Below are 18,924 nucleotides of genomic sequence, written 5' to 3' on the forward strand. Positions count from 1 at the left end.
GCACATAACTGTAAGCCTTTACAATATTGTGAAACTACATTTCTATTTCAATGTATCAGAGTTTTTAGAAGATTTCAATTTATTTTATAATGATAAGTTTCCTATACTTTTCCTACTGTAATAAAACTATTTTTGAAGAATAACGTATAAGTTTTTACCAATTAATTCCATAATCCTTCATTTTCTTTTAAACCTAAATATATTAATTTTTAATACAATGCTATATAAAGCTAGTAAAACAAACTATTCACTTCCATATATTTATTATCTTTTTTAAACAAAGAAAAAAGCGAGTTGTATCTATACTCAACTCGCTTACATATATTTTATATACTGCTATTAATACAATATAATTTTTATATAGGATATTTTTATTTTTAATAAAGTTATTATTTTATATAATTAAATTCAATTTCATCCATTTCCATATGATAGCTTACTACTAAATCATAGTCTTGAAAATACCAAATGTCATCTTCATCTATGAAAAATTGGATTCCATCCTGTTCAGTAGATGTAGCTATATCTTCTGGTTCTTCAAAAACTAATCCTAAAGAATAACTAGATTGGATGGTACTATTACCACCATATCGCACAACAAAACGTACAAAATCACCGCTCTGTAAATTCATTTCTTCCTTAAACCATTGCATGGCTCTAGATTCAATTTGAATGTTCATTTTATTCTCTCCTTATACGAGCACCTTTTTAGTTAATCGCTGTTTTACAAAAAACATAAAAATCAAGAGAGCTACCACTCCTGATATCGCACTACCTGTAAATAAAATACGATAACCGAAAAGTTGTGAAACAAACCCTAGTAAAATAGCACCAAGTCCAATTCCTAAATCAAATGCTGTAAAGAAAGAAGCATTTGCAATTCCTCTTTTACTTGGATCAATAATTTTCAGCATCGCAGCTTGCAAAGTTGGTTGTGCTGAACCAAATCCTACTCCATATAAAATAGCTGCTGCTACTACTCCCATTAGTCCATTTGAAGCTGTTAATACAAATATAGCTAACACTGTTATAAATAAAGATGGAACAATTATTAATACTTCTCCATATTTATCTGATAATTTCCCTGAAATCGGTCTGACGATTGTTAGTGCAACTGCATAAACAAGAAAGAATGTACCTGGGTTCACATCAATAGATGTTGCAAACAGTGGTAAAAATGTTGTAATTCCTCCATAGGCAAATGCCAAAAAGAAAATAACAATCGCAATAGGTAAAATAGATTTTTCAAACAACTGTATTTTCCCTTTTTCTAATTGTGGTGTAAACGGTATTTTTGTCACAAATGTGAGAAATAGTGCAATGAACGACAATAATGTAGCTAATAAGAATAGGCCCTGGAAGGAATAACTTTGTATCATCCACAAACCAATCATTGGTCCAATTGCCATTGCAATCGTCATTGCCATTCCGTACCAACCCATTCCTTCCCCTCGTCGAGAGTTTGGAATAATATCAGTAATAGCAGTTCCAACTGCAGTCGTAGAAACAGCCCATGTCAAACCGTGAATAATTCGTAAAATAACTAAAGATGCAATACTTACTACCCAATTGTATGAATACATCGTAATACCAAAGAAGACTAGCCCCCAAATGATAAATGACCTTCTTCCATACCTATCTAACATCCCTCCAATAATTGGCCGTGCGATAACAGCTGATATCGTAAACATTCCCATCATAATTCCAACCTGAGATTCACTTCCTCCTAGTTCCTTTATAAATAATGGGAGTGTTGGAACAAGTAAATAAAATCCTGTAAATAAAAATAACATCGCTAAAGTCACTTGAATAAATGACTTAGTCCATAATCGCTCCATAAAAAACACCTCCATATAACCTGTATCAATACTATTTATACTCGTATTGTACATTTTTAATGGTATATTTTCCTCCGTATATAGACGTATTTTTACATTTAAATGGTCTACCATCGATAGATTGAATTGGTCTTACGACTTTGTGCTTAGTTCTACTAGATAAGACTTACTTATTCATATAAAAATAAAAAAACAAAGTCGACTCTTTTTCTAGAGCCGACTTTGTTTTTCTAATTAACATATTATTATTGACCGCCATTTTGATTTGCGTTTGTCTCACCTTGGCCATTTCCAGTGCTCGGTGGATTCGGACTAACTTGCCCTTCACCGTTCCCGCTGCTTGGTGGATTCGTACCACCTTGGTTATTTCCATTTCCATTACCTGGCGGGTTCGTACCACCTTGGTTATTTCCATTTCCATTACCTGGCGGATTCGTACCACCTTGGTTATTTCCATTTCCATTACCTGGCGGATTCGTACCACCTTGGCCATTTTCGTTTCCATTACTTGGCGGATTTATATTACCTTGCTCTTGGCCATTTTGATCATTTTCCTTATTTTCTTCACTTTGTTCTTGCTCTTGTTTCTTTTTCTCTTCTTCCATTTGTTGTTTCTTTTGTTCTTCCTCTATTTGTTGTTTCTTTTTCTCTTCTTCTATTTGTTGTTTCTTTTGCTCATCATTTTTCTTCTGTTCATCTGAGTTTGAATTTGAACTTGAGTTTGAATTTGACGTGCTCGGATTTGGAGAGGAATCTCGTTTTGCACCTTTCACACGTAATTCATCTCCCTCTTGTACAACTGTACTTGGCATTTTGAATTTTGCTCCACTTGTGCCAAATTTACTCATCATCTCTTTAAAAATTTGTTGAGCAATTTTCGTATTTTTACTGCTTATATAATCTTCAGAACCATCTTTCATATATCCAGTCCAAACTGCCATTGTATATTGCGGTGTATAACCAGCAAACCAACTATCACGCGATGCACTAGCTGGTATACCATATCTCGCTAATTCTTTAGATGAATAATTTGTTGTTCCTGTTTTACCCGCAACATCTAATGAACTTACATTTGCTGCTGTACCTGTACCAGATTTAACAACAGAACGTAGCATATCTGTAATCATATACGCAGTATAGTCTTCCATCACACGCTTAGATTTTGGTTCAAAACTTTGTGATTTCCCATCAGGATAAACTACTTTTTTAACAAAGTGTGGCTTTATATATTTACCATCATTACCAAATGCAGCATACGCACCTGCAATTTCAGTTGGTGATACTTCATTCGTACCAATTGCGGTTGATTCAACAGCATCTTTATTAAATGGAATACCTAAGCTTTCTGCAAAGCTTTGTGCTTTACTTAATCCTACCTCTTTTGCTGTTTTAATGGCTGGTATGTTACGAGACATTTTAAGAGCATCACGCATCGTCATCATACCTTTAAACGTTCTATCAGCATTTTGAACCTGTTGTCCTGTTGAATATTTATATGGTGAATCATCAAGTTGATGATAAGTTGGCCATTTTAAATATTCAATTGCTGGGCCATAGTCAAAAATTGGCTTCATTGTTGAACCTGCTGAACGGTCTAGTTCAATTGCCATATTGTGCCCTTTGAATGTCGCTTTATTTTCACCACGTCCACTACCAATAGCACGAATTTCTCCAGTTTTTGTATCCATAAATGTAAAAGCGCCTTGGAATTTATCATTCGGATAACTAATACTATTTCCGTTTAAAAGATCATCAGCATACTTCTGTGCTTCCGGATCTAAAGTTGTGTAAATAGATAGCCCATCAGACCCAATGTTTGCATCCGGTAACTCTTTCTCCACTTCCTTCACAACAGCGTCTATAAATGCTGGATATGGCATTTCTGTAATTTCTTTAGGTGGAAGAAGTCCCTCCGTTACAGGAACTTTTGAAGCTTCTTCCATTTGTTTTTTCGAAATATATCCATGACGATTCATTAAATGTAATACAACATTTCTACGCTCTGTTGCTCTCTCTATATTTTGTTGTTTGGTTGGATCATAAATACTTGGTCCCTTTGGTAACCCTGCAAGCATCGCAACTTCTGGTAAAGTCAACTCTTTTAATTCTTTTCCATAATAGTTTTCAGCTGCTGTCGCAATACCATATGAACGGTTTCCTAAGTTGATTTTATTTAAATACATTTCTAATATTTCATGCTTCGAATATTGTTGTTCTAACTTATAGGCTAAATATATTTCTTGTGCCTTACGTTTAGGTGTTTTATCCATAGATAAGAAATAGTTTTTAATAACTTGTTGAGTAATTGTACTCCCACCTTGCGAACCATAGTTCCCAGTCAGACTGACTAAAATTGCGCGTGAAGTACCCTTAAAATCAACACCACTATGGTCATAAAAACGTGCATCTTCTGTAGCTAAAAATGCATTTTCTACTAATTTTGGCACTTGATCGTACGTAATATTCGTTCGTTTTTCTTTCCCATATTCATATATCAGATTTTTATCTTTATCATAAATTTTTGCTGATTGTGAATTAACAAGCTTTGATTTTTCAAGTTTAGGAGCATCTTTTATCATAATGAAAAAAGTAGTTACTCCACCTATGAGAGCTACGATTCCAAGTATTAAACACCCAATTAAAAACTTACGAAAAAACGATGTTTTCCCTTTCGTTTTTTCGTTATTAGCACTTGGTTGCTTTTTCTTTTGTACCTGTCTTCGCTCCTCTCGAGAACGATAATTTTCTGACATGTTGCTTTCTCCTGCCTTTCAATTCTCTTGTTGATTTATCATCAATAAATAAGTCTACTCTTACAATGTTGTTTAATCAAAAAGGCCCCCGAACACATTTTTGAATCACTTAAAAAATTCATATTTTGTTGTTTGTATTGTCCACCTGTTTCTCTTGATGAAAAATATAACTCTATTAATCTATACGCTTGTAATAGTAAGAAGTATATTCTTTTCACACTGAAACTTGAGCTCGTATTCCTCCTTTTATTCCACATAAATCATTTCTTAAACATCCGTCCAAAATGTCTTCATTGTCAAAGATTGTATCAAAAAGATACAGACACAACTAATACATTTAAACAATAGTTTCTCCCATGTTCTATATTGACACCCTGTTCCAGCCACAAATAGTAAGCTGGTAATTGCATTAAAACCAAATCATTTCTTAACTTAGCTCTAATTATATTCCGGACTAGTTGTACAAAAACTGTCATCTAAAATATAACTTCCTTCTACACAATCGTTAGCGACAAATCAATAGTGAGAATAAAATAGCATAACAATATGAATTTCGTGTGAACTTCTAATAAAATGAATCAACATAGCTAGTGAAGGAGGTAATTATGATATTTTATCCAACAACATATATACTATTTACAATGCACGATTCAGTCAATACGTAACAGAATAAACCCTAAATTCTACAACATACTTTGTAGAATCGTTCTAACAAATATTCCTATGTCATAAAATAGAAAAGTGAATGGAAATAACCCTTTACTCTATCTCCAGTCGCTTCTTCAAAAATCGCCTATGCACAAAAATCAGTGGAATATTTCTTCATCACACACAAATTATTAGTCCTCACTAATCAGGCTTTTACTGATAGTTGCCACCAATATAATTCCTTTTTAGGGTTTTACCGACTGTTAATAGCAGGATAAACAGTACAAAACAGTTATCAACTTGTCCTTCTCCTACCATAAGTCAACATTGCACATCGAAATACATCCTCTTAAAAATCTGAAACAATTTTACATAAAATAACTGTAAAATGCTTTTCCCTAACAGGAATTACATGTTGAACAGTGATGTTATACGAACCTGTTTCCTCTCTTTTTTGTTCAACAATTTCATTTAAAATATGTGCTAGAGAATCTTCCTCTTCCAATATAATATCTATAAATTCTTGTTCATTCATATTCTCCACTCCTTCTCAACGACTATATTTCGACAAAATAGCAGGATTTTCCTTTATTAATATCTAAATATATTAAAGAAGGGAGATGAACTAACATGACTTTATATCCAGTAATTTCTAGAAATTTAGTCGCTGTAGGTTATAATCCATCATCTATGATTTTACGAATTGAATTTAGAAATGGTACATATGATTTTTACGATGTGCCAGAAAGTATATACAAAGGATTACGAAACGCACAATCCAAAAGCTACTATCATGACACTTATATTAGAAATTCTTATCGTCACACAAAAATTTAAAATTCTATATGCATAAAAAGTCTACTTATAAAAATAAAAAAAGATGGTATTATGTTCGAGAACATAATACCATCTTTTTTTCACATTATTCATACATAATCTATCTTTAGCATATTACCGAACCACTACATGTTCTTCTTTAATCCAGCTACTTTGTCCAATATCAATTGCTCCATCTTTTCTATCCCAAACACGATAAGAAATTGAGCCATCAATCACACCTTTAAAGTTTATACATTCAGGTTCTGCGTAATAATTAACTCCATATCCAGCAGGGTATTTTGAATAGGCACAGAACCACTCTACATCAAAGTGCTCTAGTTTCGCCCACTGTTTCTCATTCCCTAATCTAATCATATCCTTATCCCCACCGCCCCAATATCCTTCAAATATAAGATAAGGAATTTTATTAGTGATACGTCCAGTAAATATAGGTTCTTCAGGATTCTCATATAAATTAACTCCATAACCTTCAGGGTATTTTGAAAGGGCACTCCCAATACCTACTGTTTGTCCAAAATCTTCTTTTGTCTGACTTACATCATCTACAAACCAAGAAAGTGATTTATCGCCAACTAAATAATTCAAATCAACTTTCCCAATCCCTTTAATATTCCCTGTTTCAGTATATTGCCATATATCACATGGATAAGCTGGTTTATTACCACTGTAACGTGGAATCCATAGGAAATCCGCTTCCACTCCTCTTAAACCATATTTATTATACATGTGATGACCTACGTATAATCCAACTTTCCACCCTGCGGCTTTACAAGTATTGATAAATGCCTGGGATGCTTCAGCTAACTTATCAGAACCGCAACTTTTTAACGTATCATCTTCAACATCAAGAACAAGAAATTTAGCGTTAGAACTTACTCTCTCCATAAAATCCTTCGCTTCTACAATTGCATCCGTCACAGAAACATAGCATCCATAAGCATATGCAGCATGTGGTATACCATGTTGTTCCAAATTTGTTACATAACTTCTATACTGTTCATCAACTGTTCTAGAACCATACTGTACCCGACATATAACAAGCTCAATTTGCGGTGCAGCCACATCCCAATCGATATTACCATTCCACTTAGAAATATCAATAATATGTTTGTCCATTATTCCTCTTCTCCTTTTGTCATACCATTTTAAATATCTAAAACGTTACTTGCAGATTGGATACATTCCTGCAATATGTATATAGTAGGAATCGATTAAAATAGGTGTTTGTTTTGCTGATTCTACCTAACAATTGATCAAATAGTAAATTAAATAAGTTAATACTATATTTATGGTATTAAGTATCTATACTAAACATTAGTAATATTCAATACAAACATTATCAATTACCTATAGAAGTTAACTATGTTATATTAATACTACGGTTACTATTACCGTTAAATCCTTGCTCCCTTCAAGGGTTTAACATACTCTCCTAATCCAATATATATAATGAAAAAAAGAATCTGTGACAGATTCTTTTTTTCTCATGAATACTTACTAAGTCAACTATAATTTAACGGTATATGACAGGAATATATAGACTAAATTTTTTAATAAAAGCCGGCTTTCTTCAAAGAATATATAAGGTTTAGTCACACCACTTAATTTTTATTTCTATTATTGATTTTGTCATATGCTCTAATTTGTTTCTCAAGACGCTTATCTGCTTTTTTATCACTGACTACAAGAATTGCATGTATAACTCCTGGTACCCATACAATTAATGTCAAAAAGAAGTTTATCATTGCTTGAAATGGTTTTCCTCAAAGTAAAACAGCAAGTGGCGGAAAAAGAATCGCTAACAAATACATCATCCTTACCAGCTCTCCTCATTATCCATTTGTAAATTTACACCATCAAAATAAATGTAGCACTAAAGATGATAAAAAGCATCCTATTGGATGCTTTTTATTTCATAACCATTTAACTTTCCAATACCAAATAAAGCGATTTCTGTATCAGTTAATTTCGGGATGAATTTCATTATTTTTGTCCTACCTTGAAAAACTTCCCCTTCAGTAGTAATAAATTCAAATACTGGTTGTTCATTTTTCTTCATTGTTTCAATGAAGAATGTTTCTTTATCAGTAGTTCCACGTATAATGACTTCCCAGTCTAAATAGTCATCAATCCTTACATAAGCTATTCGAAAATCGATTTCTTCTTTTCTCTCTCCTAAATAAGTGATCCGTTCTACCTCAAACTGTGCCATTTAACTCACTCCCTTTTATTACATCTTCGACAGAAGAAAAGAAAAACCTACACCATAACACATCTATCTTTATTTTAAATTACTAAAAATCAAAACTAAAAAAATAACCATTCCTAGAGTTCTTATCCTAATAACCACAGCTTCAATCTCACTCTTCTACCATTTGTGTAATTCCAATTGCCAAAACCGCTGTTCGCATTGCTTAAATCCAAATTAAAAAGAGCACTTAAAAGTGCTCTTTTCGTGATAAGGAGTTTTCAATGAGTATGAAAAAAGCAATTTACGCTTGTCCCATACTTTAATATATGCTCATCCTGTTCAAAAGGTGTACGATTTATAAAATAAAAATGCTACTCCAATAATGAAACTTTTTATTATTTAACATTAATATACTTTTCAAATACAAAAATTTGATCACCTATATAGTTCAGCATAATGTTGAGCAATCTTCATATCATTCATATAATCTTTGAAATCCCACCTCTCTAAATAATCTAATTTTCCTTACAAGATTGTAAGGGTAATGTAATCTAACTCGACTTTTTCATTATCAAAATAGCAATATACTCTCTACAGAAACACATAAAAGGAGAAAAGATCATGAAAAAATTTTTAGCTATCATTTCATTATTTGCACTATTTTCTAGTTTTGCTATAAGGTGCGAAAGAGACTATATAAAACAAGCCGCTATTCTATAGCGACTTGTTTAGCTAATTCACATTGCAGCCTATATTCTTCTAACTCCCAAATTTTATCAATAATGCGGTCTTTGCAACATTGAATTCCAATATTCACATCATAGTTAGCAGGAGCTACACATGCGCTGGATTCAGTTAAAATGAATCCATTCGGCAACTTAGCAACCACTACTGTACATTTGCCATGAAACTCCTCAACTGTCCATCGAGTTTTTTCTAAAATACCATTAATATCTTCTTGTGTTACAGTATTCTTCATTTACTTCTCACCCTTCTGCCTTTGTTTTTCACCCTTCTTCTCTTCGATGTCTAACTTATGATGTTGTAACTCTAAGCCTTGTTCCTGCTTTTGTCTTTTCTCTTCTTGTATTTGTTACACTTGTTCCATCTGTTATTGTACTTTTGACGGTAACTGATCTTATAAGCTATAGTTTCGAAATCCATTATGAATAATATATATGCACTTCATGGTCATAGAAGTCTTGAATTTTTAGCCTTTCTAATAGTAATTGTGGTGGTTGCATTTGGATTTCTCATAAATACTTTTTACTATTCCCTTAGGTAACTGAGGTTTTATTTCATTAAGCAGCTTCTTGAGCATGAGCCAGATATTGTACGAAGGCTCATGCCTTTTAGTTTTGCCTGAATCCTTTTATGATTATAGTATTCTATATACTTTGCGAATATTGCTTTTCCACGATCTAAGACATACTCATGCAACACTGATGTTGAAACAAAGTATTCATCCAAAGATTATAAGCGAACGTTTAGAACATAAAAGAGCAGGCATCACATAGACACCTACTCGCATGTTGTACCAGAACTACAAGAAAAAGCAGTTGAAGATTTTGCATAAAAATACTAGCAAATTTGTACGACATAGAAAGGAGCAAAAAACATGAAAGAAATCAAGTCTGAAAAGGAATTTAAGAACATTACCGCAAGCGAGGAGCCAGTAGTAGTGAAGTTCTTCACTACATGGTGCCCAGATTGTGTTCGGGTGAAGTAGTCAGTTTTATGCATGAGTATACATCGTTAACAAACGTTATAATATAAGGATTTAGAGGACATATCAGCGACCATTTAGCTCTTACCATTACTAAGAAGTATTCGTTTAGTTTGCATTTTTGTTTGCAAACTTGTTAGCACTTTTTATACTTCTTCAATTAAAAACCTCCATTGTATTTCTTCAATTACACATCACTCTCACTGACATTATGACGAAAATTATCAATTAAAGAACCTACTTAAAACAATCGTTTCATTAACGTATATTAAATCAACTTTTCTCTTTCAAATTTTTCTTAACCTGTAAAATTCATGTTTTGTTGGTACTACCTCATGCCTATCAAGCTAAGATTTTGAGAGCCCCCATATCGAAAATTTTACCTTTTTACAGGTTTTAATGAGAATTCGGCTCATTCTTTTCGTTTTTGGAGACAATTGATCTCTTAAATTGATGGAGGGAGTAGCACCAACATTTCGCAAATTTCGTACGCTAAAAAATTGTTCACTGTTTATTCCAACTACAATGAACAAAAAAATGAACCTAAACAATCTTATTCTTCAAGATTTTAGGGTAACTTATTTTCGAAAAGGTACAGTACTACATTTTAAAACAAAAAATAGTTATATATTGGAGTTCCCATCATATATTTGTCTTACGATCTATATAGAAGGGAATGTTGAAAAGTGGGGTATAATCACTTTCATAATGTGTTTGCTGTGAAACAAGAACATTTAGGACAAGTTCTTAAATTAAAGAAATTCTTTGAAGATTTGGATATAGATTTTAATGATTTCACTGATCCTCGCGCTCTAGTCAACGTGCTAGAATCAAATCGTGATATAAACTTTTTGAAGTCGTCACAGGAAGCAATCATCGGAGGAGAAGCACTTCAAATTTCAGAATTAATTGAGAAAATTAGCAATCTGATTATTAAAGATATATTAGCGCTTCCTACTTATCGTTGGGGAGAAAGTATAAATCAAGATATTGTGAGTCAGGTGACCGATGCTATTACTAACATGTTTATTCATTTAAATAAGCAAGATGTTGAACCATGGATTTTCTGGTATAACACTGGGAATAGTTTTCCAAGATATACTTATAATATTTTAATCGCTATAGATACTCAGGACAAAGACTATCTTACAGACCTTTTAGCAATTAGTTTTGATGTTTTGGTTGTAAAAAAAACTAAACAGGAAGTTTGTTCGTTCACAGTTAATGATAGTGCACAATGCCTTATAATGATGAAACATATGCTTGTTGGGATTAAATTTGAAGATGTTTATCCCTCGTAACCCTCGCCCCTCTACTTATAAGTTGAGGGGCTGTTATTTTTTGTTACACTCTTATATACTTTGAATCACATACATATCATATTTTGCTGCTAACTGTTCCAATTTCTGTTCCCTATATTTTGTAACTGTAAAGAAATGAATAATTGGCACCTTTCCATTGTATTTTTGCTTATAAATGTGCGTAAATTCTTCATATTTTTTTAACTTCTCTTCATTAATCTTTATTTTTTGTAAACGATCTACTTCAACTGCATGAAGTATCCCTTCTTCATCCCGAAATTTCACATCTGGTATAATTCTTTCTTTTTCTCTATTCTTTCTATAACGTATTTCTGGTTCAATTTGCCAATCATCTGGGCAAAATAAATGTAACCATGCTTCATTTCGTAATAATGCATGCTCCATTCTATTTCTGGAAACCACTTTCCTTTGTCCCAATAGGGCATGACCTTCTTTATTCAGGTAGTATGCATATTCTTTATAATAGGTTACACGACTTACAAATGGAGTTAAGTCTTTCATAATCCTGTTTGCATTCCGTATCCCCCCATATTATGCACACACATCAAATGTGTTCTCGTCGCAAACTGCAGCATTCTAATCGTCGCAAGTACCTCCATCTGACGTTCCTTCTTCAATTGTTTCAATGTGCGCATCTTTTTCCACCTCATATTCTTTTAGATGTTTCTACATAAGCTCATCATCAATGAATGGCACTTGTAACTCAGTGAAGTTATCTTTCATATAGATGGCCCTTCCTGGGATGGATGGTAATGATTCTAAACCTGGCTCATCTATTACAACTTCTGATGCAGTTCGTGTAGGTAGTCTGAACCCTAACTTTGCATTAGACATTTGCTTTACAACCCTTGGTAATGAATCACTTGTTGGATACTGTGTACAAAATACAATTCGAAAACCTAGCGGCCCACCAATTAAAATAGATTCTTTTCTTTTGAAACGAGCTTTCCGTTTTATAAAAAAGTTTGATCAAAACTCATTTAGAAGTTTTTAATTAAAAAGAAGCTGGTAATGTTTAAGAACTTACTGGCTCATGTACTTTGGTTCTCGGTTTGTTAGCCCTGAACCATTGCAAACAAAGAATAAATATGAGAATAATATCAATTAAGTCCCCACCATAATACATTAGCATACCTCCTATTTCAGCCTGTGCAGTGACTACACCAGTAGGCGGATGAGCATAAATGTATTTTGATAATATCCCATGACTAGCCAATGCAACTATTAAAACAATTGCTCGGTACATATAACTATACCTATGTGGTACTGGGTCAATATAAATTATTGATATGGTAAACAGATAGCCTGCAATAAAAACATGGAGGTGTATGAACAAATGAAGAAGTATATTTTGATGCATCATCGAGTATAAGTTTGTCGTATAGAGAATCCATAGCCCTCCTAAATTAAGTAAGGTTGTTACAATTGGATTACTAAGAGTTTGCAGAGGCCTACTCTTTAGTACAAATGAAAGACGTCGAGCTGTTTTCACATTGAGCGTTCGCAAAAAAAGAGTCATCGGAGCGGCTAGTGCCATAAAAATTGGAGCAAGCATCCCAAGGAGTAAATGACTTAGCATGTGCACTGTGAAATCAATATGAGCACGATGGGCTAAGGGACCAACAACTGCTATACCCAGACAAATAACTCCTAAAATCCAGAAGACATTTCGATATAACGGCCATCGTTTGTGATGACGATTTGATAAGACTGTAGCTATGATATAAATCATTAATATAATTACAATCAATACTAATAGCAAGAAATCCATCAAATTCCAGATTTCGTGATGAAGATGATTATTGTTCATTTAAGGTTTTTACCTCTCAATAGTTTTAATTCTTTTCTTGTCTGAAAAACTAGTAGAATCCCAATTAAGACCATTACAGTCGCAACTATATTCCATATCACGTCGTAGATGAGAACATTATCTACGTATCGAATCTGATGTATTTTCATTAGCTTGTGTTGAATTGTACCATCATATAATTGAAATCCACCGCTTCCAAGCATTATGCCACTCCACCATCTTTTCAACCAAAATGCATTTCTACGGCGAAGGTCAGCAACCATGAACAAGGAACCAATCGTTGCAAACCAACTAAAAGCATGAAAAAAGCCATCTGAAATCAATCCAATATCTGTTGTAGATTTGTCATAGAAATGATGCCAATGCAATAGTTGATGAAAAATAGTTTCATCTATAAAGGCCGCTAATCCTAGTCCAAACAAGATGCCTGACCATAGATTACGGGTCAAGTAGACAGAAGAGGTTAAATGATTTGTATTATCGATTTCGTTAGCCATTAAACCGTATCCTTTCCACCAATGTATATTCTTAGTTTTCCCAAAAGAAACGCGCGCTAAACATACTCTGCTGTTGGCTAGGAATTATGTTTTTAACTGATTTTTTAAATTTGATTAGACTGATTGCTTGAAATGCTACTAATTCATGTAAATCCAATGTTTCATGCCAAGCTAACTGATTAGGATAAGACATAGCTGTTCCCCCTTACTCTTGATTCAAGTTACATTATGCAAAAAAACAAAAGTGCTTATACTGCATTAAATAAACTTAGCCTAACTCACTTTTATTTTACAATGGAAAATAAAAGTGAGTTTAATTTAAATAAGTAATTAAACTACTTAATATTCGAATTTAAATTAGATCAATATATACTTAATTGCTCTTCACTGTACCTTTGCATCCTTAGTTTTTATTTTTAAAATTATTTCCTCACCTTTACAATCTGTAAATTTGATTTTTTCTTCCTTATAAATTTTCATAACGATACATCCTTTCTTATTACGTTATAAACATACTAGTTAAAAAATATAAATGTGAACATTGTACTTTCATATTTTTTATATAATTTCCAAATTTTATTGGTTCTTAACTTTTTTACTGCAAGGAAACAACAATAAGAGTAAATAAATTTCTGAGAGATTCTATCTATATTATTAATATATATTATAAAATAATTTTCATTTCTTTATTAGTCACCTATTTCTTCATAATTAATAGGTTATATATTATTGCTTAGGAAGGGAGTAAAAAATGAATATGCTTTACGATAAAGATTCTTTACAAAGAGATGTTACTAATCTTCCACATTGGCAACAAAATGCTTTCTGTTCTTTTATACTTAAAATGACTGATAAAAATAGACCGTTTCCTTGTATCCCTGCACAACATGGTTTTACATCCAATCACCTTAGATATGGATTCATTGATGATCCTAGAAGACCCAATACTAGCGAAAATTTAGCTAAATTACTTAAAGAATACACCGAATACTCTAAGGACACAGGTAAATACGCCTCTCTTATTGTTTTTATTGAAACCCCAAAAGATTTGATGGAAGAAGCTACAGTAGAAAATTTTGAACATATTTATTGGTCCATACTTAATAAAACTAGCAAATTGGATGAGAAGGAATGGCCTAAGCACATTCCAAATAACCCCATGGAAAACACATGGGAGTTTTGTTTTCATAACGAATCATATTTTGTTTATTGCGCTACACCCGCCCATATCAGAAGACAAAGTAGGCACTTCCCATGTATGATGCTTGCTTTAACTCCTCGATGGGTCTTACAAGAAATTATGAACTCTGACAAACGCAGTCAAAAACTAAAAAACTTAATACGTCATCGTTTGGCCGCTTATGACAAAGCTCCTATTCACCCTTCTCTTAACGATTATGGCCAAAAAGATAATTATGAATGGCAGCAGTATTTTTTACGTGATGACGAGACAATCCCATCAAAGTGTCCATTTTCTCGAATAATAAAATTTCTGCATAAGAATAAGTAATAAATTCTATAAATACCCTAATTAGGTTAATTTATGAAATTCAGTTTATTAATGATATGAAATCCTCCTACACCTATTCAGAAATAATTTGCTGAGTTCACTTAAAAAAATGTATGATTTACTTGCCCCTTTTTTGTACAGCAACAAAAATATGCTAAGACATATATTATTTAGTTGTACAAATATTAACCACTGAATAGATTTAATATAAATGAAATTTAGTGGGAGGAGCATGTCATAAGTGGGCATATTTTTAAGCTATGTTTTCTTGGGTTTATCATTATCTGCTCCAATTGGGCCTATTAATGCTGCACAGTTGGAAAAAGGTATTAGAAGTGGGTTTTTACATGCTTGGATTCTGGGCATAGGGGCCTTAATTGCAGATATTATGTATATGGCACTTATTTATTTAGGTGTAATTCATTTCCTCGAAAAAGACATCATAAAACTTTTCCTATGGTCTTTCGGAGCTTTTGTTTTAATCTATACAGGTATAGAAAGTTTAAAAAGTGCTAATCAAATTAGTATCAGGAGTACCGAAAATGATGATTCAATTACTAAAAGTTTCTTTTCTGGTTTCTTTATGTCTTTATCTAATCCATTAACAATTCTATTCTGGCTCGGAATTTTTGGTTCTATATTAGCAAAAGCCGCTTCTTCCTATAATAAAGAGCAGCTTTTGTTATATAGCTTTGGTATCATTTTAGGTATTTTTATTTGGGATATTACTATGGCAAGTACTTCTAGTATATTCCGTAGAATTTTAAATGTACGTATGTTATCGCTTATTACAGTGATATCTGGAATATCACTTATTATGTATGGATTATATTTTGGATTTCAAACATACCAAATCATTTTCCAATAAATTTTACATAGGGCCTACTCACATTTTGGGAAGGCAGATTCTTTTGAATAGGGGTTAAAAAGTCCGTTATCTCTGTTTTGTAATTGAAGATTACTTCACCATTAACAATCAATTTCACATAACTCTATTCTGTTTTCTTGAAACAAAATGAACAATTATAGTAACAATAATAATCACTCCTAAGAACAACAAACTCACTAGAAAACCGGATCTAGTTGTTTTTTGAAGTAATGTTCCACTTATAGCTAGTGTAATCATAATAAGACCTATAATACTTTTTATACGCATCCAACCTTTAGGACTCATTAATCTCCTAAATGAAAGAAGGATTAGACTCCACGTATATAACAGCATCAACCCAGCTGCAGTTGTTACATATTCATATATGTTTTTTGGGAGTAACAAAGCACTAAGGATAGATGCACCAAGCCCAATTATGATAAGAATTAAAGCCGGAAAAGAGATATTTTTCTTGTGTTTTTTAGCGAATATCGCAGGTGCATCGCCTTCCTCAGCCAAATTAATCAATACACTTGTCACTGCAAATAAAGAACCAACTAATGTCGAAAAACCCGCTAATATTAATACTACATTTAAAACAAATGGAACATACGGTAAATCATAATCTTGTAATGCTATTACAAAAGGACTTTCTTTCGTATTAAAATGGTTTAATGGAACCATTATAATTGCCAACCCTAGAGAAACTACATAGATAATCGTTAAGATCATTAACATTACTCTTCCTGATTTTTGTGCCTCTTTAGGGTTTTTAAGTCTTATTGTCATTAGCCCCATGATTTCGATTCCCCCAAATGCATAAAATGCATATATAAGAGACGACCAAGTGCCTTTTAGTCCATTAGGAAACCAGTCTTTAAAATTTTGCGGAAATTGAGCTTTATATAAACCACCCCTTATAAATCCGAAAATAACCAAAATCGCAATCACTATAAATCCTATAATAGCTACAATTTTTATAATAGCCATCCATTTTTCTAAATGTTCAAATACCTTAATCCCTATAAAAATAATCAATATAGCTGCTATTCCATAAATAGCAGCAAATATCCAAAGTGGTATTTTAGGAAACCAGTAGCGAGAAAAAATACCTAACGCACTTAACTGACTACCCATAATAAGTAGCTCTGAGCACCAATATGTCCATCCATGACTAAAACCAGCCCAATTTCCAAATGCTTTTCTTGAATAAATGCGGAAAGAACCTTTTTGTGGATCATCTACAGTCATTTTTGCCAATGCCTCAAATACAATATATGTAGTAAATCCGGTTAAAATAAGAATAAGGATAATTGAAGATCCACCTATTTTAATTCCTATGCTGGATCCTAAAAAAAAACCGGTACCTATCGTACATCCTATCCCTATGAGTGAGAGTTGCCACCATTTTAAATCTTTTTTTTCTTTCGTTTGCTTTTTAATATCATGACAGGTCATATCATTATGCTCCTTTATTTATCATGAGAATGCCCCTCAGGATTACTTAAATACTTTTGAGCAAGCTTTTCAACGACCTCAATGACATCATGAGCCTTTAATTCATGTCTTGCTACTCTTGCACTGCCTACAGAAATCTCAACCGTAAATACCTCTTCATATTTCATTTACTCTGCTCCTTCTGAATTGATTTATATGAACATATTCCCTACCTTTTAGCCTCGAATTTAACTTAGTTTAATTCTGTTTAAGTCAATATTTAAAGCATTGAAAGTTAAAAGGATAAAATATATAAATAAAATTCCAGATTTTCAAATCCTAACATTTTATAGTTGTAAATCTTAAATATATAAGGCTCAGACTACTGAACTTATTTAATACGCTCAAAAAGATTAACTATATATTTAAAAAGAAATGTATGAGAAAGGAGAGACAGTATGTCTCCCCTCTATATCCATTTAACATATAAAATTAACGAGTAACTCCACCGCCAAGTTGTTGTTCAGCTAATGATACTAGACGTTTTGTAATTTCTCCACCAACAGATCCATTTGCACGAGCTGTTGCGTCTGCACCAAGTTGCACACCAAATTCTTGTGCGATTTCATATTTCATTTGATCAAGAGCTTGTTCAGCCCCACGTACTAACAATTGATTGCTGTTTCCACTGTTATTGTTTGACATGCTATGTCACCTCCTTCACATTTTAATATGTAAAAAAGCATTCGAAAATATATAGTCCTTTTTTTGGTATTAATTTTTATTGTTTTAACACATAATTCATATTTATATTTCACAAAATAGTATTGTGTAGGAGAGCGAAAAAATTTCGTGCCATATGAGTATCATGTAATGAGTAAACCTCCTGAACACGATAAAATGGGTTGTACTTTATGAAAGTGCAACCCATTTTTATTGAAAAGTACTATTCCTACATGAAAGTTAAAAAACAGGAGGAACATTCATGAAACATATTGTTGCCTTATTAATTAAATATACCGCTATTAGTGCCGTATTATTGATGATTTTAGGTATATTCCAGGACGTTTCGATTCCTAGAATATTACTGATTTCATTACTAATTACAGGGACAGCCTATTTAATAGGAGATTTATTTGTTCTACCTAAGTATGGGAACATGGTTGCTACAATTGCAGATTTTGGGTTAAGTTTTTTAGGAATCTGGGTGTTAACGTATCTTCTTACAGACAACAATTTCGTTCGTAATATTGTCGCATCTTCATTTTGGGCGGCGCTTCTTATCGGTGTGATAGAAGTATTTTTTCACATTTATATGAAAAAAGCAGTTTTACATGAAAACAATGATTCACGAGAATCAACTAATATGCATCACGATAGATATGCTATGGAGATCTCACATGAATATTTAAACCGTTCTGAGATAGAAAAAGTACGATCCATTCAAAAGGAAAACGATATAAAGAATAAAATGAAGTAAAAAA

The 18,924-nt window shown here is 32.6% G+C and carries 17 protein-coding genes and 7 pseudogenes; 7 read left to right on the forward strand and 17 right to left on the reverse strand.

Annotation, left to right across the window (positions count from 1 at the left end; genetic code table 11):
* Window positions 1–389 precede the first annotated feature (389 nt).
* From KFD70_RS00375 to KFD70_RS00390, 4 genes are all read right to left on the reverse strand, one after another.
* Window positions 390–680, reverse strand: coding sequence for a HesB/YadR/YfhF family protein (locus KFD70_RS00375; RefSeq protein WP_336452518.1), 291 nt, complete (start codon window positions 678–680; stop codon window positions 390–392).
* Between the two features lie 12 nt (window positions 681–692).
* The gene (locus KFD70_RS00380) at window positions 693–1,838 is read right to left on the reverse strand and encodes an MFS transporter (RefSeq protein ID WP_336452519.1); all 1,146 of its coding nucleotides are present in this window, start codon (window positions 1,836–1,838) and stop codon (window positions 693–695) included.
* A 245-nt stretch (window positions 1,839–2,083) separates the two neighbouring features.
* Window positions 2,084–4,591: a transglycosylase domain-containing protein gene (locus KFD70_RS00385; protein WP_336452520.1), complete on the reverse strand. Its 2,508-nt coding sequence runs from the start codon at window positions 4,589–4,591 to the stop codon at window positions 2,084–2,086.
* 997 nt (window positions 4,592–5,588) lie between these two features.
* Entirely contained in the window at window positions 5,589–5,774 is a 186-nt protein-coding gene (locus tag KFD70_RS00390) for a hypothetical protein (RefSeq protein ID WP_336452521.1), read from the reverse strand.
* 95 nt (window positions 5,775–5,869) lie between these two features.
* Between KFD70_RS00390 and KFD70_RS00395 the strand changes: the two genes are divergently transcribed.
* Window positions 5,870–6,076 (forward strand): KTSC domain-containing protein, encoded by a 207-nt coding sequence (locus tag KFD70_RS00395; protein ID WP_336452522.1) that lies wholly within the window; start codon window positions 5,870–5,872, stop codon window positions 6,074–6,076.
* 114 nt (window positions 6,077–6,190) lie between these two features.
* Here the strand turns inward: KFD70_RS00395 and KFD70_RS00400 are convergent, their stop codons facing one another.
* From KFD70_RS00400 to KFD70_RS00420, 5 genes and pseudogenes are all read right to left on the reverse strand, one after another.
* A complete protein-coding gene (locus KFD70_RS00400; protein WP_336452523.1) occupies window positions 6,191–7,195 on the reverse strand; it encodes a GH25 family lysozyme in 1,005 nt (334 codons plus the stop codon).
* Window positions 7,196–7,680: 485 nt separating this feature from the next.
* Window positions 7,681–7,893 (reverse strand): annotated as a pseudogene (locus KFD70_RS00405) (YqaE/Pmp3 family membrane protein).
* Between the two features lie 80 nt (window positions 7,894–7,973).
* Window positions 7,974–8,291 (reverse strand): hypothetical protein, encoded by a 318-nt coding sequence (locus KFD70_RS00410; protein WP_336452524.1) that lies wholly within the window; start codon window positions 8,289–8,291, stop codon window positions 7,974–7,976.
* 688 nt (window positions 8,292–8,979) lie between these two features.
* The gene (locus KFD70_RS00415) at window positions 8,980–9,249 is read right to left on the reverse strand and encodes a Gp49 family protein (RefSeq protein WP_336452525.1); all 270 of its coding nucleotides are present in this window, start codon (window positions 9,247–9,249) and stop codon (window positions 8,980–8,982) included.
* Window positions 9,250–9,571: 322 nt separating this feature from the next.
* Window positions 9,572–9,683: pseudogene (locus KFD70_RS00420) on the reverse strand (IS3 family transposase); the annotation flags it as partial.
* Here KFD70_RS00420 and KFD70_RS00425 point away from each other — a divergent pair.
* From KFD70_RS00425 to KFD70_RS00435, 3 genes and pseudogenes are all read left to right on the forward strand, one after another.
* A pseudogene (locus KFD70_RS00425) lies at window positions 9,683–9,846 on the forward strand (tyrosine-type recombinase/integrase); the annotation flags it as partial. The pseudogenes KFD70_RS00420 and KFD70_RS00425 overlap by 1 nt on opposite strands.
* 42 nt (window positions 9,847–9,888) lie before the next feature.
* Window positions 9,889–9,993: pseudogene (locus tag KFD70_RS00430) on the forward strand (thioredoxin domain-containing protein); the annotation flags it as partial.
* Between the two features lie 689 nt (window positions 9,994–10,682).
* Window positions 10,683–11,297, forward strand: coding sequence for a pesticidal protein (locus tag KFD70_RS00435; RefSeq protein ID WP_336452526.1), 615 nt, complete (start codon window positions 10,683–10,685; stop codon window positions 11,295–11,297).
* Window positions 11,298–11,348: 51 nt separating this feature from the next.
* On the opposite strand, the pseudogene KFD70_RS00440 reads toward KFD70_RS00435, so the two are convergent.
* The 5 genes and pseudogenes from KFD70_RS00440 to KFD70_RS00460 all read right to left on the reverse strand — a co-directional run.
* A pseudogene (locus KFD70_RS00440) lies at window positions 11,349–11,953 on the reverse strand (replication-relaxation family protein).
* Window positions 11,895–12,233, reverse strand: a pseudogene (locus KFD70_RS00445) (hypothetical protein); the annotation flags it as partial. The pseudogenes KFD70_RS00440 and KFD70_RS00445, both read right to left, overlap by 59 nt.
* Before the next feature lie 100 nt (window positions 12,234–12,333).
* Window positions 12,334–13,128 carry a cytochrome c oxidase assembly protein gene (locus KFD70_RS00450; RefSeq protein WP_336452527.1) on the reverse strand — a complete coding sequence of 265 codons (795 nt, stop codon included), beginning with the start codon at window positions 13,126–13,128 and terminating at the stop codon, window positions 12,334–12,336.
* Window positions 13,125–13,625 (reverse strand): DUF2243 domain-containing protein, encoded by a 501-nt coding sequence (locus KFD70_RS00455; RefSeq protein WP_336452528.1) that lies wholly within the window; start codon window positions 13,623–13,625, stop codon window positions 13,125–13,127. The genes KFD70_RS00450 and KFD70_RS00455 overlap by 4 nt, the downstream gene beginning before the upstream one ends.
* Before the next feature lie 58 nt (window positions 13,626–13,683).
* A pseudogene (locus KFD70_RS00460) lies at window positions 13,684–13,818 on the reverse strand (spore coat protein); the annotation flags it as partial.
* 558 nt (window positions 13,819–14,376) lie between these two features.
* Between KFD70_RS00460 and KFD70_RS00465 the strand changes: the two are divergent.
* Window positions 14,377–15,135: a YqcI/YcgG family protein gene (locus KFD70_RS00465; protein WP_336452529.1), complete on the forward strand. Its 759-nt coding sequence runs from the start codon at window positions 14,377–14,379 to the stop codon at window positions 15,133–15,135.
* A gap of 241 nt (window positions 15,136–15,376) precedes the next feature.
* Window positions 15,377–16,003: a LysE family transporter gene (locus KFD70_RS00470; protein WP_336452530.1), complete on the forward strand. Its 627-nt coding sequence runs from the start codon at window positions 15,377–15,379 to the stop codon at window positions 16,001–16,003.
* 114 nt (window positions 16,004–16,117) lie between these two features.
* On the opposite strand, the gene KFD70_RS00475 is transcribed toward KFD70_RS00470, so the two are convergent.
* From KFD70_RS00475 to KFD70_RS00485, 3 genes are all read right to left on the reverse strand, one after another.
* Window positions 16,118–17,461, reverse strand: a complete 1,344-nt coding sequence (locus tag KFD70_RS00475) for an amino acid permease (protein WP_336452531.1) — start codon at window positions 17,459–17,461, stop codon at window positions 16,118–16,120.
* Window positions 17,462–17,475: 14 nt separating this feature from the next.
* Window positions 17,476–17,628, reverse strand: coding sequence for a hypothetical protein (locus tag KFD70_RS00480; RefSeq protein WP_336452532.1), 153 nt, complete (start codon window positions 17,626–17,628; stop codon window positions 17,476–17,478).
* A 304-nt stretch (window positions 17,629–17,932) separates the two neighbouring features.
* Window positions 17,933–18,145: an alpha/beta-type small acid-soluble spore protein gene (locus KFD70_RS00485; protein WP_000069657.1), complete on the reverse strand. Its 213-nt coding sequence runs from the start codon at window positions 18,143–18,145 to the stop codon at window positions 17,933–17,935.
* 280 nt (window positions 18,146–18,425) lie between these two features.
* Between KFD70_RS00485 and KFD70_RS00490 the strand changes: the two genes are divergently transcribed.
* A complete protein-coding gene (locus KFD70_RS00490; RefSeq protein ID WP_336452533.1) occupies window positions 18,426–18,920 on the forward strand; it encodes a YndM family protein in 495 nt (164 codons plus the stop codon).
* Window positions 18,921–18,924: the final 4 nt, after the last annotated feature.

The organism is Bacillus pfraonensis, assembly GCF_050768835.1.
Lineage (GTDB): Bacteria > Bacillota > Bacilli > Bacillales > Bacillaceae_G > Bacillus_A > Bacillus_A pfraonensis.

Bases quoted from the DNA above. Each gene is read 5' to 3' on its own strand.
- KFD70_RS00415 (WP_336452525.1), bottom strand. From the start codon at position 9,249: ATGAAGAATACTGTAACACAAGAAGATATTAATGGTATTTTAGAAAAA.
- KFD70_RS00450 (WP_336452527.1), bottom strand. From the start codon at position 13,128: ATGAACAATAATCATCTTCATCACGAAATCTGGAATTTGATGGATTTC.
- KFD70_RS00455 (WP_336452528.1), bottom strand. From the start codon at position 13,625: ATGGCTAACGAAATCGATAATACAAATCATTTAACCTCTTCTGTCTAC.
- KFD70_RS00485 (WP_000069657.1), bottom strand. From the start codon at position 18,145: ATGTCAAACAATAACAGTGGAAACAGCAATCAATTGTTAGTACGTGGG.
- KFD70_RS00475 (WP_336452531.1), bottom strand. From the start codon at position 17,461: ATGACCTGTCATGATATTAAAAAGCAAACGAAAGAAAAAAAAGATTTA.
- KFD70_RS00385 (WP_336452520.1), bottom strand. From the start codon at position 4,591: ATGTCAGAAAATTATCGTTCTCGAGAGGAGCGAAGACAGGTACAAAAG.
- KFD70_RS00410 (WP_336452524.1), bottom strand. From the start codon at position 8,291: ATGGCACAGTTTGAGGTAGAACGGATCACTTATTTAGGAGAGAGAAAA.
- KFD70_RS00380 (WP_336452519.1), bottom strand. From the start codon at position 1,838: ATGGAGCGATTATGGACTAAGTCATTTATTCAAGTGACTTTAGCGATG.
- KFD70_RS00390 (WP_336452521.1), bottom strand. From the start codon at position 5,774: ATGAATGAACAAGAATTTATAGATATTATATTGGAAGAGGAAGATTCT.
- KFD70_RS00400 (WP_336452523.1), bottom strand. From the start codon at position 7,195: ATGGACAAACATATTATTGATATTTCTAAGTGGAATGGTAATATCGAT.
- KFD70_RS00395 (WP_336452522.1), top strand. From the start codon at position 5,870: ATGACTTTATATCCAGTAATTTCTAGAAATTTAGTCGCTGTAGGTTAT.
- KFD70_RS00490 (WP_336452533.1), top strand. From the start codon at position 18,426: ATGAAACATATTGTTGCCTTATTAATTAAATATACCGCTATTAGTGCC.
- KFD70_RS00465 (WP_336452529.1), top strand. From the start codon at position 14,377: ATGAATATGCTTTACGATAAAGATTCTTTACAAAGAGATGTTACTAAT.
- KFD70_RS00480 (WP_336452532.1), bottom strand. From the start codon at position 17,628: ATGAAATATGAAGAGGTATTTACGGTTGAGATTTCTGTAGGCAGTGCA.
- KFD70_RS00375 (WP_336452518.1), bottom strand. From the start codon at position 680: ATGAACATTCAAATTGAATCTAGAGCCATGCAATGGTTTAAGGAAGAA.